16 protein-coding genes are annotated in these 16,296 nt (G+C 27.4%); 6 read left to right on the top strand and 10 right to left on the bottom strand.

Annotation, left to right across the window (positions count from 1 at the left end):
* Positions 1 to 191: 191 nt before the first annotated feature.
* A complete protein-coding gene (locus MBORA_RS00665; protein ID WP_042694344.1) occupies positions 192 to 1,565 on the top strand; it encodes a P-loop NTPase family protein in 1,374 nt (457 codons plus the stop codon).
* Between the two features lie 11 nt (positions 1,566 to 1,576).
* On the opposite strand, the gene MBORA_RS00670 is transcribed toward MBORA_RS00665, so the two are convergent.
* The 3 genes from MBORA_RS00670 to MBORA_RS00680 are packed head-to-tail and all read right to left on the bottom strand — an operon-like array spanning position 1,577 to position 3,293.
* Positions 1,577 to 1,915: a DUF2149 domain-containing protein gene (locus MBORA_RS00670; RefSeq protein ID WP_042694341.1), complete on the bottom strand. Its 339-nt coding sequence runs from the start codon at positions 1,913 to 1,915 to the stop codon at positions 1,577 to 1,579.
* A gap of 4 nt (positions 1,916 to 1,919) precedes the next feature.
* Positions 1,920 to 2,567 (bottom strand): MotA/TolQ/ExbB proton channel family protein, encoded by a 648-nt coding sequence (locus MBORA_RS00675; protein WP_042694339.1) that lies wholly within the window; start codon positions 2,565 to 2,567, stop codon positions 1,920 to 1,922.
* A 15-nt stretch (positions 2,568 to 2,582) separates the two neighbouring features.
* The gene (locus MBORA_RS00680) at positions 2,583 to 3,293 is read right to left on the bottom strand and encodes a DUF2162 domain-containing protein (protein WP_052331853.1); all 711 of its coding nucleotides are present in this window, start codon (positions 3,291 to 3,293) and stop codon (positions 2,583 to 2,585) included.
* 608 nt (positions 3,294 to 3,901) lie between these two features.
* Between MBORA_RS00680 and MBORA_RS00685 the strand changes: the two genes are divergently transcribed.
* The 3 genes from MBORA_RS00685 (at position 3,902) to MBORA_RS00695 (ending at position 7,311) form a co-directional block, all read left to right on the top strand.
* Entirely contained in the window at positions 3,902 to 5,203 is a 1,302-nt protein-coding gene (locus MBORA_RS00685) for a phenylacetate--CoA ligase family protein (protein WP_063720087.1), read from the top strand.
* A gap of 8 nt (positions 5,204 to 5,211) precedes the next feature.
* A complete protein-coding gene (locus MBORA_RS00690; protein ID WP_042694338.1) occupies positions 5,212 to 5,643 on the top strand; it encodes an acetolactate synthase in 432 nt (143 codons plus the stop codon).
* A gap of 1,455 nt (positions 5,644 to 7,098) precedes the next feature.
* Positions 7,099 to 7,311, top strand: coding sequence for a hypothetical protein (locus tag MBORA_RS00695; protein ID WP_063720088.1), 213 nt, complete (start codon positions 7,099 to 7,101; stop codon positions 7,309 to 7,311).
* Between the two features lie 961 nt (positions 7,312 to 8,272).
* Here MBORA_RS00695 and MBORA_RS00700 read toward each other — a convergent pair.
* Positions 8,273 to 9,256 carry a beta-ribofuranosylaminobenzene 5'-phosphate synthase gene (locus MBORA_RS00700; protein ID WP_042694335.1) on the bottom strand — a complete coding sequence of 328 codons (984 nt, stop codon included), beginning with the start codon at positions 9,254 to 9,256 and terminating at the stop codon, positions 8,273 to 8,275.
* Between the two features lie 166 nt (positions 9,257 to 9,422).
* Entirely contained in the window at positions 9,423 to 9,923 is a 501-nt protein-coding gene (locus tag MBORA_RS00705) for a ferritin (protein ID WP_042694332.1), read from the bottom strand.
* A gap of 235 nt (positions 9,924 to 10,158) precedes the next feature.
* On the opposite strand from MBORA_RS00705, the gene nudC reads away from it, so the two are divergent.
* Positions 10,159 to 10,962, top strand: coding sequence for an NAD(+) diphosphatase (gene nudC / locus MBORA_RS00710; RefSeq protein ID WP_042694330.1), 804 nt, complete (start codon positions 10,159 to 10,161; stop codon positions 10,960 to 10,962).
* Here nudC and MBORA_RS00715 read toward each other — a convergent pair.
* From MBORA_RS00715 to MBORA_RS00720, 3 genes are read right to left on the bottom strand one after another with little or no spacing between them, the layout of a single operon-like run.
* Positions 10,946 to 11,767 carry a MalY/PatB family protein gene (locus tag MBORA_RS00715; protein WP_346172388.1) on the bottom strand — a complete coding sequence of 274 codons (822 nt, stop codon included), beginning with the start codon at positions 11,765 to 11,767 and terminating at the stop codon, positions 10,946 to 10,948. The genes nudC and MBORA_RS00715 overlap by 17 nt on opposite strands.
* A complete protein-coding gene (locus MBORA_RS11030; protein WP_231476015.1) occupies positions 11,767 to 12,096 on the bottom strand; it encodes a beta C-S lyase family protein in 330 nt (109 codons plus the stop codon). The genes MBORA_RS00715 and MBORA_RS11030 overlap by 1 nt, the downstream gene beginning before the upstream one ends.
* Entirely contained in the window at positions 12,097 to 12,612 is a 516-nt protein-coding gene (locus tag MBORA_RS00720) for a nitroreductase family protein (protein ID WP_042694329.1), read from the bottom strand.
* A 62-nt stretch (positions 12,613 to 12,674) separates the two neighbouring features.
* On the opposite strand from MBORA_RS00720, the gene MBORA_RS00725 reads away from it, so the two are divergent.
* Positions 12,675 to 13,157, top strand: coding sequence for a DUF308 domain-containing protein (locus MBORA_RS00725; protein WP_042694328.1), 483 nt, complete (start codon positions 12,675 to 12,677; stop codon positions 13,155 to 13,157).
* Between the two features lie 17 nt (positions 13,158 to 13,174).
* On the opposite strand, the gene MBORA_RS00730 is transcribed toward MBORA_RS00725, so the two are convergent.
* Positions 13,175 to 14,629: a dihydrolipoyl dehydrogenase family protein gene (locus MBORA_RS00730; RefSeq protein WP_042694327.1), complete on the bottom strand. Its 1,455-nt coding sequence runs from the start codon at positions 14,627 to 14,629 to the stop codon at positions 13,175 to 13,177.
* A gap of 12 nt (positions 14,630 to 14,641) precedes the next feature.
* On the bottom strand, positions 14,642 to 15,919 hold the full coding sequence (serS, locus tag MBORA_RS00735) for a serine--tRNA ligase (protein WP_063720089.1): 1,278 nt from the start codon (positions 15,917 to 15,919) through the stop codon (positions 14,642 to 14,644).
* Positions 15,920 to 16,296 lie beyond the last annotated feature (377 nt).

Consider the following 16,296-nt stretch of genomic DNA (forward strand, 5'->3'; position numbering starts at 1 on the left):
TCACAACAAGAAAAACAACAACTAATATTTAAATCTTTTCACAAACACAACAGAAAACACAAAAAGAATCAAAGAAAAATAAAAAAAACTAAAAAATATGTCAAAGAGCTAACAAATTGACAGTCCCTAAAAATATGTTACATCTTTCATTTTACTAATTATTTAATAAGGATAAAAGTAAATTAATAAACATGAAGAGCATTAATAAGATGCTTTGTTTGGTTGATGGTGAACATTATTTACCAGTAACACAAGAAGCTATCGATACTTTGAACAATTTAGAACATATTGAAGTAACTGCAGCTGTTTTTATAGGTGGAACAGAAAAACTCAGGGATGATTCAGAAGAATCTTACTCAAAAGTTCTCGGAGTACCTGTTCAATTTGCAAAAGACAAAGAAATACCATATAATCTTATTGTTGAAATGATAAGAAAATATAACATTGACACAGTTATGGATTTAAGTGATGAACCCATTTTAGATTATCCAAAAAGATTTAAAATAGCTTGTAAAGTTTTAAATGAAGAAATACCTTATGAAGGGCCTGATTTTAAATTTGAACCTGTTACTCAATATGAAATAATGGAAAAACCTGCAATTACAATACTTGGAACTGGAAAACGTATAGGAAAAACTGCCGTTTCAGGTTTTGTTTCAAGACTTATAGATAAAAATGGATATGAACCATGTGTAATAGCTATGGGTAGAGGAGGACCTGAAGAACCTGAAATAGTTCACGGTGAAGAATTAGAAATTTCTGCTAAATTCTTACTAGAACAATCAGAAAAAGGGGTTCATGCTGCAAGTGATCATTGGGAAGATGCACTTATGAGTAGAATCTTAACAATAGGTTGTAGACGCTGTGGTGGGGGAATGGCTGGTGAAGTATTTTTAACAAATATGCGCAAAGGTGCTAAATTAGCTAATGAAATTGAGTCCAAATTTGTAATTTTTGAAGGCAGTGGTGCAGCAATACCTCCAATTAAAACAAATAAAAAAATCACTCTTATTGGAGCTAACCAACCACTTGATAATTTAATAAACTATTTTGGACCATACAGGATTGCACTTGGAGATTTAATCATATTAACCATGTGTGAAGAACCAATGTGCGACGAGAAAAAAATTAAAGATATTGAAAATTTTGTAGCTGAAATAAATCCTAATGCAACTATTATATCAACTGTATTTAGACCTAAACCATTAGAAAATATTGAAGGCAAAAAAGTTTTATTTGCAACAACTGCTCCTGATAGTATAAAAGACAAATTAGTTGATTATTTGGAAGAAAATTATAATTGTGAAGTTGTAGGAGTTACATCTCATCTTTCAAATAGACCACTTTTAAAACAAGACATGGAAAAATACATTGATAAAGTAGATGTAATGTTAAGTGAACTTAAAGCAGCAGCTGTTGATGTAGCTACAAAAGATGCAATAAAAGCAGGCTTGAAAGTAGTATACTGTGATAATATACCAGTTAGGATAAATGGAAATTATCCTGATTTAGAAAAATCTGTTTTAAAATTAGTTGATTCAGCAATCGACGATTTTAAAAAATAAACGTGGAAGGATTAACCTTCCACCATAATCAGCTTACCCGTAGATGGATCTTTATACACCTTACCCATTTCAGTATAACCTTGACCAGAACTATTAGAAGTATCTGGAGTTTCATTTAATTCTTTACCTTGATTTACTTCAGTAACTTGTTTTTGCATAGCATCCATTACTGCTTGTTTTTCATCTTGTGACATATCAGAAAAAATAACACTTTGCATATTCCAACTTATGATTACAAAAACTAAAAAACCAACTGCAATAACTAACATTGCATCAACAAGATTAGATGTACCTGCCATCGGGTCTTCCTCTTGACCACCAAAGCGTTTTCTTCTTTGTTTTCTTACCATAAAATCACGAATTATTCATATAACTTAAAACCGCATCACTTAATGCATCTAAATCTGATAGGTAACGTTCATACCAACCTCTTCTTACTTTTGAAACAACATAACATAATGCACCTGAACCAATACCAACAATAGTTGTGTTAAATGCAACAGTTAATGATTCTGCAAGAGTATTCACATCACCAACACCTAAAGCTGCCAAACCTGGACCCATAGGAATTAATGTTCCCATTAAACCTAAAGTTGGTCCAACACGTGTAATTGTATCCGTTTGACTTAATGTTTTATCCATTTTTTCTTCTTCAAATTCTACTAATTTACGAGCTAAAGCTTCTCTTGAAGTTCTATCTAAAGCAGAAGAAGAAGCAATCTCTTTTAAAACCTTTTTTTGAGATTTTGGAATGGCTGAATCTGAAATAATACTTTTCAAATGATCAATAGAATCAGCTGAATTAATTTTATAAATTAAATCTCTAATCGTACTTACAGAAACTTTTTTCCTTGAAGTATACTCTGCAATTACACTACCCACTATAATAATCGAAATAATAACTATAACAAGCAAGATTATCAATACAGGAATTGTTAAACTTTGAGAAATAACATCTAAAGAACCTGTTAAATATTCTCCACCTGGAACGTTTAAACTCATTTAATATCACCTAATTTATTCTAAAATACTTTTGCTACGTTTAGTTAATACAATACCTAAAGCAACTAAAACAATAAATGCTAAAATAAAAGCAAGCATTGCCATAGGAGAACCAATAGAAACTGCTGCATGAGTTTTACCCATAACTGAAGCAATATTAGGAATTACAATAGCTGAAAGTAAGAAATATGCTCCTAATAACAACATAAAATTACCTAATATAATAGGATAAGGTCTATTTATATATTTAACAATAGTATTAGAAGCAAAATAAGTAATTGCAATAACTAATACTAAAGCCGCTGCAGCATACCAACTTAAATTAAATGCAGTTACACCAATTGTTGGAGCTACAATAATAACACTTGCAATAATTGAACCAAAACAACATGGACAAGGAGCAATAATAGCTATTGAAGTTGCAGTACTCGTATTTTTATCATGAACTTTCCACTCTCTTATTGTGAATAAACCAGCCACAATCATGATCGAAGCCATGATAATGTAAAAAATAGAATTATAATTATAAATAACTTGAGTAAGTGGTTCTGCATATAGGGAAGCCATAGCAGAAATCACTAACACTCCACCACCATATCCTAAACAGATAATAGCAAACAATTTTTTTGATAAATTAGCTAAACCAGAAGCTAATCCTATTTTTACACCAAAAACAATGATTGATGCAAAAATACCAAATTGCCACAATACATTCATCATATCCATATTAATTTCTCCATACATAATTTAATTAAATTACATTAATATTTTATACAACCAAATATATAAATATTAAAAGACAAATTAAAAATTAAATAAATAAGCCAAAAATTGATAAAATCTAATTTAGTAATACTTTTTATAATGGATTTTAATGAAAACAAGCATATGTCCTTTTTTAAAAAGAAAAATATGAAAAAAGTAATAATTTAAAAATAATTATCTTATTAAAAAGTTTAAAATTAAAATTTATAAACACAATTATAAAACAGATATATAAAATTAAAAACAAATTCATTAAGTATAATGGGAATTTCTCCCATTATACTAGAAATTTTAGCTCAAAACCTTTTGGAAATTTTAAAATAACCAATAATTGGTATTATGTATTAATCATATATAAATGTTTTGGATAGAAAATTTTATGATTTTTAGAAATACCCACTTTTATATAAATAAATTCTAACATTAACCTAACTACCTAAACACATACAATTTAAATAAATAATCAACAATAAAACAATTTTTCTAAGTTTATAATTAAAATTCATAAGTAAATTATAAAGTTGATAAAAATAAAATAATATACTATTTAAAAAAATGAGGGTAAATCAATGATGTGGAATGAAAAAATTGAAAGTATGCCAAGAGATGAGCTTGAAGAATTACAATTAAAAAAACTTCAAGCCACTATTAAAAGAGCTTTTAATAAAATACCTTATTATAATAAGAGATATACTGAAGCTAAAGTATACCCTGAAGATATTAATACATTAAAAGACATTGAAAAACTACCTTTTTTAACAAAAGATGACTTACGTGAAAGCTATCCTTATGGATTGTTTGCAGTTGATATAAAAGATATTAAAGAAATTCACTCTTCCTCTGGAACTACTGGAAAACCTGTTGTATCTGGATACACTGAAAAAGACTTAGATACTTGGGGTGAAACAATAGCAAGAGGATTAACAATGATGGGTTTTGATGAAACTGACATTATTCAAAATACCCATGGTTATGGATTATTTACAGGAGGATTTGGTGTTCACTATGGAACTCATAAAATAGGTGCTACAATTATTCCTATTTCAACCGGTCAAACAAGAAGACAAATTGAAATTATGAATGATTTTAAAACTACTGGACTCATTTTTACTCCATCATATGGTATTCACTTAGGAGAAGTTGCCCTAGAAGATGGAATTAACCCAAAAAAATTAGGAATTAAAGCTATTGGGTTTGGGGCTGAAATGTGGACAGAAGAAATAAGAAATAAAGTTGAAGATATCTTTGGTTGTAAAGCATACAATATTTATGGATTAACCGAACTTACAGGACCTGGAGTTGGTGTTGAATGTTCTGCACAAAAAGGTTTACATATTGCAGAAGACATTTACTATCCTGAAATAATAGATCCTAACACTTTAGAAACCTTAGGTCCTAATCAAAAAGGAGAATTAGTTTTAACAAACCTTGAAAGAGAAGGTATGCCTATTATAAGATTTAGAACTAAAGATTTAACTCAAATCACATATGATAAATGCAAATGTGGAAGAACACATGGAAGAATAAGTAGAATTACTGGTAGATCTGATGACATGATTAAAGTTAAAGGTGTAGCTATATTCCCATCACAAATTGAAAAAGCATTACTTAAAGTTAGTGATGTAGAACCTCATTACTTAATAATAGTCACAAGACCTGGAACTTTAGACGAAATTGAAATCCAAGTAGAAACATCCCAAAACTTGTTTTTTGATGGTGTAAAAGAAATGATGTCCGTTCAAAAACAAATTGAAAAATCAATTGAAAACGAAACAGGTATACGTGTTAAAGTAACCCTTGTTGAACCAAAAACAATACCTAGATTTGAAGGTAAAGCTAAACGTGTTATTGATAAAAGAGAATTACATTAGGTGATTAAATGAAAATTAAACAATTATCAATATTTTTACAAAATAAAATGGGAAGTATGTATAAACCCTTAAAAATATTAAAAGAAAATAATATTAACATAAGAGCTATGTCTATGGCAGATACTTCTGAATTTGCTATTTTAAGACTTGTTGTTGATAATCCACTAAAAGGAAAAGAAGTACTTGAAAAAAATAATTTTCTTGTTAAAATCATTGACACCATAGCTGTTGAAATGGATGATAAGCCAGGTGGTTTAACTCATGTTTTAGAAGTCATAAAAGATAATTTAATTGATTTAGAATATATTTATGCATTTACACATGAAAAAGAAGGGAAAGCTATTCTGTTATTACACTCTGATAATATGGATGAATTAATTACTGCATTAAGTAAAAGCAATATAACATTGGTATCTGCTAATGAAGTTTATAATCTATAAAACACTCAAAAAGAGTGTTTTTTTAACTATTCTTTATAAATAAATACTTAATTAATAGAAATATTTAAACGAGAATACTACAAAATAGTTGATTTAACATCATTCTACAAAAACTGGGTCAAAGAATATCTAGGTATAAATATTTAGTAATACACTATATATTAAATGAAGAGTTATGAGCTCTTTTTATTGTGCCATCAATTGAATATATGTTCAAAATCAGTTAAAACCTATTATCCAAAATAAGAATAAAAGCCATATTATAAAATCGATAAATTTGTTGAAAACAAACATTATAATCCCATAATTGTCCTATCCACTAGGTTCAATTCCCATTATAAATCATATTTATACAACAATTGGCACTGTCAATTTGTTAGCTCTTTGTCATATTTTTTTAGTTTTTTTCTTTTTCTTTGATTTTTTTTGGTGTTTTATGTTGTGTTTGTGAAAAGATTTAAATATTAGTTGTTGTTTTCTTGTTGTGATGGGTTTTAATATTAGTTTTTTGCGTTTTTTATTTCTTTTTAAATCTTTCTAATTTTTGATTAGCTTATTGATTTTTTTCTTAAATTATTTTTACCATATTTTTGTAATTATATTCTTAATTTGAGCAATAATAAGTTTTATATAGGTTGGAAGACAAATATTTATACATGAATACCAAAAACAAATGCCTTCCATATCTTATTTTTGGATGGCAACCAATATATATTTAACTATTTCGAATGTTGATCTTGTTAGAAAAAATGATGATGAAAGAGTGCAATGTAGTTTTGGTGATGAATACTGTTCAATTTTTTTTGTATATTGATGGTATTCTATGATGAAGATTGCGTTTATTAACAAAGATGGGGTTATTGAGTAATCCATGATCCTCATTGTAAATCATTGTTTTTCTCATGATGTTATTAAAAAATCTTATAATCGGCGTAAAATTTATTTAGAAAATGGAGTTAGTGTTATTATTAAAGTTAAGCGATATATTTTGTAGGAAATGTAGAAATATTATAGTCAAGTAAGGCTTAATAGGAATTTTATGAAGATTTCTGTAATTTTTCAACTAAAATGAAAAACAAGGCAATTGAGTTGCGAAAAAGAGGTTGGGATTCATTAAGAAATCTTTCTTGGACATTTAATGTTTTTAATAGCATTAATATGTCATATGAAACGATATAGAAAATCTCTTTTAACTTTCGATGGATTGTTATTATGTTAACACCGATATGAAATTTTCAGGCTATGCTGCTTATGATGTACAATGGATTAGAATTGAGCAAAAATGGTATTATAGACATATATTATATTGATTTAATTAATCGAATGCCTATTGCAGAGTTAATATAGTGAAAAAAGAATGATTCTGCAACAACAAAAAATTTTATAAAAAACAGCATCAAAGCAACAGAGTCCATTGCAATAGTAACGGATTTAAAACCAGAATATGATAAAATAATGAGAGAAATTGGATTTGATCACCAACACTGCACATTCCACTTATTATTAAATATCAATGAAGAACTTAAAGAAGAACTAAAGCAAATACGCAAAGAATATGAAAGCAATCTAAAAAAAAAACAAAACCCTAAACTCTCAGAAACACAAATCAAAAAACAATCCAAAAACATGGATAAACAACTACAAAATATGAAATCAACGAATATTTAAGCATATTTTACAAATTATTCAAAAAAGAAACCTACGAAGAAGCAATAGAATACATCAATTTCCTAAAAGAAAAATTAATAAACTTATCCACCAATTCTAGCAAAATACTTAAAGAAAAAATTCTTCCCAGAATACAAAAAATACATACACTTCCTTAAAAAAAGACACAAAGGAAAACTAGACTGTACTAACAATCAAATAGAAAATTACATTGGAAATACAATGCCCAAAGCACACAAAAAGAAATTTAGAACATTAAAAGGGATATTCAACCAGATAATGCACCAAAAAGATGGCTGGATCGAAAAACGAAAACAAGAGCTAACAAATTGACAGTCCCCAACAATTATAAACCTAGAATTTTATAAAACTAACTCCACAGAATCAGTAATTTTATTAATACTACCATAAAAAAATTAGTTTTATAATACTTTTAAGTATTAGAAGGAGGATTATCTACATTTGGTATTATACGTTCAATTTTAAAGTAATCCAAAGCATCATCCCACAATAACTGAAGCCATACATAACTTTAAATTCTTCTTCCATTTCCACATCATCCTTTACTAAAAATCATTCAAAATATAACAATTCACTACCATAATAACCAAAACACAAAAATTCAATTCAAAAAAATTATAAAATCAATTATAAATATATATTAATATAAATAGATTTCAATAACTTTAATTAAGAATAATAAATTATTAACAAACAATATAATAAACCAATGAAAATAATAAATAATAATTAAAATTGGTTGGAGTTTAACTATTAGAATTAAAAAAAGAAGAGAAATTCACATGAAAAAAATAATAAATTATAAAAATGAACACTATTTAAAAAATAGTATAAAAACAAGAGAAAAATGAAAAATTAATTAAAACTCAATAATTTCTGCCAACACTCAAGAAAATAAAAAAAATATGTCCAAGAACTAACAAATTGACAGCCCTGAAAATTATTTTTCAATAGTAAACCCATGATTTTGAGCTTTAGTTACTAAAACACGTGATTTATCCCCTACAATTTCTGCTGCTGCATCAACAATATCTTTGTTATCATCATCAAAGAAAGTGTAAAGAGTAGGACCAAATGAACTAATACCTACACCATAAGCTCCAGCTTCTTCAATAGATTTCATAGTAGGCAAAAAACTTGAATCAAGACTGTGTTCTAATTTATTAAATCCAACTTTTTGAAGTTCACTTACCGCCCATCCAAAGTTTTTAATATCTTTTTCTAACATGAATGGAATTAAATTCATTAAAATTAAATGAGAAACCTTTTCAACTTCTTCTTTTGGGATTGGACAATAAGTTTGGAATACATTTACTTCATCATCTCCTTCCATGTGTTTTTGAACATTAGGTTCTACAAGTAAAATGTTCCAATCTTCAGGAAAATCATATCTTGCAATTAAAGTAGCGGGTTTTGCATTTGATGCACCAGATGGTAAAAAACCAGATTTTTCTTCAACACTATGTCCCCCATCAACAATGAAACCACCTAAATCATGAGTATAAGTTCCAATTCCAGAGGTTCCTCCTCTTCCAACAATAGAACTTAATTGCCTACTTTCTACTTTTATTCCCATAGTTTCAGCAATTAAATGTGCAGTTGATACTGCAATTTGAGTTCCAGAGCCAAGTCCAGAATGTGGATGATAAGCTTTGTGAACCTTAAAATGAAAACCAGAATCAATATTAAAATGTTCCAATGTTTTTTGAGCTGCACTAGGTATTTTTTCCTCACACTCAATTATAGCTTCTCTATCATCAAAACCTTTTGCAAATTCAATAGTTATATCACTTTCTGTCTCTTGACTTTCTAATATAAATTGAGGTTCTCTAAGTGCAAGACCAATTCCTCCATCAATTCTTTTATATGATCCATTTAAATCTATAAGGGACATGTGAATTCTTGAAGGTGCTTTAATAATCATAATTTCACTCCATAATTTTAATTAACTTTAAAAATATTTGTTTTTTATAGTATATAAAATAAGACAATTTAAATTGAAAATAATCCCCTAGAACTTCTAGTTTCTTATTAAATGATTTTAAAAAATAAGATATAAAAAAATAAAAAAATGTATGTTTAAAACATACTTAATCTGCAGAAGGAGCACGAGTTGCGAGTTCTTTATTTAACTCGTATATTAATCTATTGTCTCCATCAGCTAATTTAATTTTTGCAAGTAAATCAGATGCATTTTCTTCTTCTTCAACTTGCTCTTCAACAAACCATTGTAAGAAATTATTTGTAGCATGGTCTTTTTCTTCAATAGCTATATTAACTAAATTATTAATAAGACTAGTTACATGTTGTTCATGAGCCAATACATTTTCAAAAGCATCAAGTGAACTATTCCATTTAGTTTGTGGTGCTTTAATAGAAGTTAAAGTTACAGAAGCTCCTCTTCTAATAATATAATCATAAAATTTCATTCCATGATCTAATTCCTCTTGTGCCTGTACTCTCATCCAATTAGCAAATCCAGCTAAGTCTTCATCTTCAAAATAAGCTGCCATAGACAAATATAAATATCCAGAATAGAGTTCTGCATTTAATTGTTCATTTAAAGCTTTTTCCATATTTTCAGAAACCATATTATCACAAAATAATATTTATAAGTTATACAATATAAAAGTTTATACCTACCACATAATAAAAAACCAATTAAAATTCAAATTATTAATAAATATCCTAATATATCAAATTATAAATAAAATAAGAATTTTATAACCTGAATTGGTTGTAAATATTTTAATTTTTAAAAAATAATTAACAAAATTTATAAAAAAAACAACAATTTTAATTAAGCCCAAAAATAAACTAATAAACATGATAGAAAAGTCTCTTTATGAAAATTATGAAATCAATTTTAGCGATTCTTACACAACAGATGATGAATCTTATTATTTTATTTATAATAATGAAAGAGAATTATATTTAACTGAATCTAAAGAACTAATACACTTTAAAAAAGATTTAGATAAATTTAATATTAATTTTATATTATATATAGGAAAATACAAAGATAAAGATGCTTTTGTTGTTAATGTTAAAAGTAATGAAAGTTTTAATACATTATATGACATTTACGAGTTCAACAAAGATTTATATCAAATAGCTTCTAGAGCAGTACTTGTAAATGATTGGTATGATTCATATAGATATTGTGGGCATTGTGGAACTAAAAACATCTTAGATGACAAAGATATGATGATGAAATGTCCTAATTGTGGACAAATGCATTATCCAAGAATAGCTCCTGCAATTATAGTAACCATATCTAAAGGTGATAAATTATTAATGGCTAAACACAGTTATCATAATCTTGATAGTTATACCTTGTTAGCAGGATTTGTAGAACCTGGAGAAAGTATTGAAGATACTGTTAAAAGAGAAATTTTAGAAGAAGTTGGAATTAAAATTAAAAACATCCAATATTTGAAAAGTCAAACTTGGCCATTTCCTAATTCATTAATGCTTGGTTTTAAAGCTGAATATGATTCTGGTGAAATAAAAGTCGATGGTAATGAAATTCTTGATGCTAAATGGTTTAGTAAAGAAGAAATAATAAAGTATTCATCAGACATTAGTATTTCATCATGGTTAATAGATTATTTTATTGAAAATCATTAATGGCAGCTTTTAATTTTTCTAAACCTTTAATTAAAAGTGTTTCAGGACATGCAATGTTCAATCTTAAAAATTGATCTCCATTTTGACCAAATTGAATGCCTGGAGATAAAAATAATCCATAATTTCTTCTTAAAAACTCACAAAATACCTTAGAAGATGAATTTAACATTGAAATATCAATCCATAACAGATAAGTTGCATTTGATGGAACTAATTTTAAAAAAGGAATTTCATTTTCAATAAAATCATTAACAATCCGCTTATTTTTAAATAGAACCTCTTTTAAATTATCTAACCATTCCTCACATTCCCTATAAGCAGCTATGGTAGCTATTGATGAAAATGCATTTGAAGATATGAAAAAATCTTTTACTAATTCCTCTTTAAGTTTATTATAAATCTCTTTATTTTTTGTGTGAATCATTGAACTTTGAAGCCCTGCAATGTTGAAAGTTTTAGTTGGTGATATACATGTAATAGCTTTATTATAATTAGATGAAAGTTCAAATGGATTATAGTTTATTCCAGGATCAGTTAAATCACAATGAATTTCATCAGAAACTATAACAACATCATGTTTTTTACATAAATCCCCAATCTTTTCTAAGTCACTTTTTGACCATATTTTTCCAATAGGATTATGAGGATTACATAAAAGAAATATTTTAACATTAGCTAATTTTTCATCTAAATCATCAAAATCAATAGAATATCTATAATTATCGTATTTTAATTTATTTTCAACAACCACACGATTATTATTTTCTATTACATGAAAAAATGCATGATAAACAGGTGTTTGAATTAAAAAATATTGTCTCCAACATCACTAAAAGTCCTTAAAATACTTGTAATTGAAGGCATTACTCCTATTGAAAACAATAAATCTTCTTTTTGCATTTTAAAATTATAACGTTTATCCCACCAATTAATATAAGCCTCAAATAATTCATCTGGAACTATTGAATATGCAAAAATTGGATGTGCGATTCTTTTTTTAATTGCATCTAAAATTGGAGGTGCAACTTTAAAATCCATATCTGCAACCCACATTGGAAGTTCATCATCAAATAAATCCCATTTTAAAGAATTTGTATTATGGCGATCAATAACACTTTTAAAATCATATTTCATTTAATACTCCTCATAATGTATTCTTGATTCATCAAATTTATCCATGAATCTATTTTCCCAACCATCAGCAGGATAACCTAAGGTAATTACACAAAAAGGAACTTGATTTTCATTATCTAAACCAAATAAACTGGCTACTTTTTCCATTGTTTCCTCAGTAGGAGCAACACCATTCCAAAGCCCACCTAAACCTAAGTTAACAGCTTCTAATAACATATTTTCAGCTGCAGCAGCCATGTCTTGTTGCCAATGAAGTTTATAAAAAGCTCTTTCAATATTAGCTACAAGTAAAATTGCAACGGGTGATGTTTTAACTCTTGGTTTTATTTCAGCAAGCTTAGACAATTTATCTTTATTTTTAATTACTACAAATTCCCATGGTTCACTGTTAAGTCTACTTCCAGGAGCTTGCATGCCTGCTTTTAATATTTTCAAGATATCTTCATCAGATACTTCTTTATTTTTATATTTACGAATACTGCGCCTTGTATTAATTATTGTTTCAAAATCACTCATAATATCACCACTATTTAAATAATAATTTTAATAAAGTATAAATAATTAATGGAGGTGAATAAATGGAGGTAAACAAAATTGGTGGTATATTATCTGTATTACTAGGTTTAATCTTTGTAATTTTTCCAATGTTTAGTGCTTCGGTTGTTTCTATAATTATTGGTTTAAGTTTACTTTTCTTTGGAATAATAATCGTATTTTCAGGAATTAATCTTAAGAATATTATTAATATATTATCATTAATTTTAATTATAATTGGAGTAATCTCTATAATTTTTGGATTTTTATTTATATTCTATATTGATGCAATATCTTTCTTATTTGGAATACAATTTTATATTGTAGGTATAATAATGGTTTTATTTGGTATCTCTGGAATCTTATCAAAATTCGAACGTATAACCCTTACATCAATTATGATTTTAATAATGGGAATTATAACTATTATACTTGGAGCATTTTCAATAAATAATCCTATATATGTAGCAATAATTATTGGAATTTGTTTAATAATAGAAGGAGTAGCTTTAATTTTATCCGATTAAATACTCCTTTTTTTAATTTATAAATCGTAATGAATGTTATGTAATTTATATAAGCATACTGAGCTACTAGATGGAAATGCATAAATCATATAATCAAGTTCTTCTAAAGTGACTTTTTTATTGATTATAAAAGTAAACATATTAACAATATTTTCAGCATCAGCAGCATAAATTTCAGCACCAACAATATTTAACTCATTATCGACAACAACCGTAACTTCAGCTGTTGTGTCATTTTTAAGTTCTAATGAATATGCTCTACCATATTGAAGTCTAAATACTTCATAATCATCACTTTCTAATGCCTTATAAACTGGAACACCAACAGTAGCAATTCTTGGTATTGTATATACAACTGCAGGTACAACAGGATATGTAATTTCACCAGCTTTGCCTAAAATTTCATCTATAAGATATTTAGAATGATGAATTGCAACAGTTACCAATTTTGCAAGACCAGTATCAGCAACATCTCCAGCAGCATAAATATTTGGGATTTTTGTTTGTAAGTGATTATTAACTGGAATACCATCTTTTGTATATTCAAGAGCGATATTTTCAAGGCCAATATCTTCAACATTAGCTTCTCTTCCAATAGCTGCAATAACATAATCTCCATTTAAACTAACACCACTTTCAGTTACAACAGTAAATCCATCTTCGTAAGCTTTATTTTCACTTTTTGCTTCTGGATCTTTAAATTCTTCATCTATGTTTATTCCTTTTTCAACATTTCCAACTTTAACTTGAGAATCAGAAATTCTATCATCGTTTTTAATTACTTCTTTAACATTTTCATTAAAATGGAATCTAATGTTTTTTTCTTCAAGTATTTTAATAATGTTTTGAACATAAGGTTGATGGAAATCTCTTAATGCCATATCAGAACGGATAATAACATCTGCTTCAAGACCTGCTTCAGCAATTATTGATGCAAATTCCATGGCAATAAATCCTCCACCTATAATAATAGTATGTTTAGGAAGTTCACTAATGTCTAAAAAATCATTACTATCATGCAAATATTCTTTTCCTTTAATATTAGGCATGATTGCTTTTAAGCCTGTACAAATTACTATTTTATCGGTATAATATTTTTTATCTTCTACTTGAACAGTGTGTTCATCAAGAATTACACCTTTAGCATTAGCTACATCAATATTATACTCATCAAATTTACCATCTAAAAATTTAGCCATGTTAGCTATACGTTTTTGCTTAAATTTCATTAATGCAGGCCAATCAACGTTGAAATTACCTGCTTTACCAACACCTTCAAAATTATCAATAGCTGCTTTTAATTCATATGGTGCATCTAATAATGCTTTTGAATTACAACCCCTATTTGCACAGGTCCCACCATATAAACCTTCTTCAACAATTAATACTTTAAGACCTTCTTTTACCAAAAACCTAGCACCTTGCCATGCAGCATTTCCACTACCAATATAAATTACATCATATTTGTCCATTGATAAAACCTCTTATTTTTTAGATTCAATTATAGTTTTCCCATCCATATATGGAACTAACACATCAGGAATTTTAATACAACCATCAGCTTGTTGATAATTTTCCAAAATACAACACATACATCTTTCAGTAGCTATTGCAGTACTGTTAAGAGTATGTAATGTCTTAGCATCACCAGAACCTGCTTTTCCAAAACGTGTTTTTGTTTTTCTTGCTTGATAATCTTTACAATTAGTACATGAAACCAATTCACGATATGCTTTAGAACCAGGGAACCAAGCTTCTAAATCGTATTTAATAGCTGCATTATCATTTAATGCAGAAGATACAATAGCTATAATCTGATAAGGGATCCCTAACTTTTTATAAATTCCTTCTGTAACTTCCATTAATTTTTCATGTTCATTTTTAGATTCATCAGGAGTTGTATAAACAAATTGTTCGATTTTTTCAAATTGATGAACTCTGAAAATTCCTAAGGTATCTTTTCCATGAGATCCAGCTTCTTTTCTAAAACAAGTTGAAAGAGCACAATATTTAATTGGTAAATCTTCTGGTTTTATAATTTCGTTTCTGTGAAGTGCAGCTAGTGTTTGCTCAGCTGTTGCAATTAAATACATATCTTCACCTTCAACTTTGTATAAAGTTTCTTTAAATTCACCTAATTCAGATGTTTCTGCAGCTACTTCACCCTTTACAAAAAATGGAGTTTGCATTGGAATATATCCTTGAGATTCAAGTTCATCTAAAGCAAATTGAATTAAGGCTAAATTAAGATGCAAAATATCTCTTTTTAAATAATAAAAACGAGCTCCTGCAATACTTGCTGCAGTTTCTAAATCAGCACCATCAATTTTATTAATCAAATCCACATGATTTAATGGTTCAAAATCAAATTTTGGTTTTTCTCCAACCGTTCTAATAACAACATTATCATCTTCAGTGTCTGAAATTGGAACCTCATCATCAATAATGTTTCCTACTTTATATCTATAATCATCCCTTAATTTAAGATATTCTTGTATTTTAGGACCTAATTCTTTAATTTCATTAGCTACTTCCTTAGATTGACTAATTACTTCATCTAAATTTCCGTTTTCTTTAGCTTTTTTAAAAGATTTAGATAATCTATTTTTTTCAGATCTTAAAAAGTTTAATCTTTTTTCTCCTTCTCTCCATAAAGTATCGTATTCAATGACTTTATTCACATTTTCAAAATCTCTAAATCTTTTCTTTTCAGAGCTTTTAATAATTTCTGGATTTTCTCTGAATAATTTTATATCTAACAAAAATTTGTCCCCTAATTTTTTTTAAAATAATCATTACATTATTTATTTTTACTGTGTTTTAAAGTTAATTGTTGACACAGAAAATCTTTTATAATTACTGAAAAACTCAAATAACAAAATAAATCCAAAAAAATATGCCATAAACCAACTCTATTTCTTGTAATTCACAATTAAAAAGTTTTAATCATTTAAATATATATTTAACTACATAAACAGGAATTAATATAGAATCAATTAAATTAAAAAAAAAGTTGCTAAGTATTATAATGTAGCTAATAACCATAAATAGATTTTAAAAATATTGTAATGAATTATTAAACAAACAATAGAATTAATGGGTTAATGTATGATGGAAGCCAATACTAAGCTGATGAAAT

The organism is Methanobrevibacter oralis, from assembly GCF_001639275.1.
Taxonomy (GTDB): domain Archaea; phylum Methanobacteriota; class Methanobacteria; order Methanobacteriales; family Methanobacteriaceae; genus Methanocatella; species Methanocatella oralis.

Bases quoted from the DNA above. Each gene is read 5' to 3' on its own strand.
- MBORA_RS00665 (WP_042694344.1), top strand. From the start codon at position 192: ATGAAGAGCATTAATAAGATGCTTTGTTTGGTTGATGGTGAACATTAT.
- MBORA_RS00670 (WP_042694341.1), bottom strand. From the start codon at position 1,915: ATGGTAAGAAAACAAAGAAGAAAACGCTTTGGTGGTCAAGAGGAAGAC.
- MBORA_RS00675 (WP_042694339.1), bottom strand. From the start codon at position 2,567: ATGAGTTTAAACGTTCCAGGTGGAGAATATTTAACAGGTTCTTTAGAT.
- MBORA_RS00680 (WP_052331853.1), bottom strand. From the start codon at position 3,293: ATGGATATGATGAATGTATTGTGGCAATTTGGTATTTTTGCATCAATC.
- MBORA_RS00685 (WP_063720087.1), top strand. From the start codon at position 3,902: ATGATGTGGAATGAAAAAATTGAAAGTATGCCAAGAGATGAGCTTGAA.
- MBORA_RS00690 (WP_042694338.1), top strand. From the start codon at position 5,212: ATGAAAATTAAACAATTATCAATATTTTTACAAAATAAAATGGGAAGT.
- MBORA_RS00695 (WP_063720088.1), top strand. From the start codon at position 7,099: ATGAGAGAAATTGGATTTGATCACCAACACTGCACATTCCACTTATTA.
- MBORA_RS00700 (WP_042694335.1), bottom strand. From the start codon at position 9,256: ATGATTATTAAAGCACCTTCAAGAATTCACATGTCCCTTATAGATTTA.
- MBORA_RS00705 (WP_042694332.1), bottom strand. From the start codon at position 9,923: ATGGTTTCTGAAAATATGGAAAAAGCTTTAAATGAACAATTAAATGCA.
- nudC (WP_042694330.1), top strand. From the start codon at position 10,159: ATGATAGAAAAGTCTCTTTATGAAAATTATGAAATCAATTTTAGCGAT.
- MBORA_RS11030 (WP_231476015.1), bottom strand. From the start codon at position 12,096: ATGAAATATGATTTTAAAAGTGTTATTGATCGCCATAATACAAATTCT.
- MBORA_RS00720 (WP_042694329.1), bottom strand. From the start codon at position 12,612: ATGAGTGATTTTGAAACAATAATTAATACAAGGCGCAGTATTCGTAAA.
- MBORA_RS00725 (WP_042694328.1), top strand. From the start codon at position 12,675: ATGGAGGTAAACAAAATTGGTGGTATATTATCTGTATTACTAGGTTTA.
- MBORA_RS00730 (WP_042694327.1), bottom strand. From the start codon at position 14,629: ATGGACAAATATGATGTAATTTATATTGGTAGTGGAAATGCTGCATGG.